Origin of the sequence: Acidiphilium sp. PA, from assembly GCF_026191915.1 — a bacterium.
In the GTDB taxonomy this organism is placed as follows: Bacteria; Pseudomonadota; Alphaproteobacteria; order Acetobacterales; family Acetobacteraceae; genus Acidiphilium.
The window spans coordinates 2,915-3,409 of the sequence record NZ_JAIMBY010000067.1 but is presented as its reverse complement, the minus strand read 5'-3'; the positions used below and the strand labels follow the sequence as shown (position 1 = coordinate 3,409).

General features: G+C 58.2%; 1 pseudogene. It reads left to right on the top strand.

The annotated features are described in order from the left end of the window. Positions 1–385: pseudogene (locus tag AruPA_RS21440) on the top strand (reverse transcriptase domain-containing protein); the annotation flags it as partial. Between the last annotated feature and the right edge of the window lie 110 nt (positions 386–495).

Here is a 495-nt window from a genome sequence, read left to right as displayed (position 1 = left end):
TGGCTGGAGGCGAAATACCTGAGCGAGAAAGCCCGTAAGGATCGTTGGGCATGGAACTTCGGCATACAGCAGGGCCGCCCCATTACGGTTCGCGAGAACCGGCAATGGAAACCTGCTGTCGCCTATTGCCGCTATGCCGATGACTTTGTCGTCATCGTCAAGGGGACAAAGGCACATGCCGAAGCAATCCGCGGAGAATGCCGCGCTTTCCTGGAAGGCCGCCTGAAATTGACGTTGAATATGGACAAAACCCATATCACCCACGTCGACGATGGGTTCGTCTTTCTGGGGCACCGGATCATTCGAAAGCGAGGGTCGCATGGACGCATGTCCGTGGTCACCACGATACCCAAGGAGAAAGCCAAGACCTTCGCGTGTCGATTGGTCGAGGCGCTCTCCGGCAATCATGACGCTGCCGCGGTGGGTGGCGCCGTCGCAGTACTAACGGCCTCTCGCGGAGCTGGTTAGCTGTGCGCTTCCAGAACCGAAAGAGGA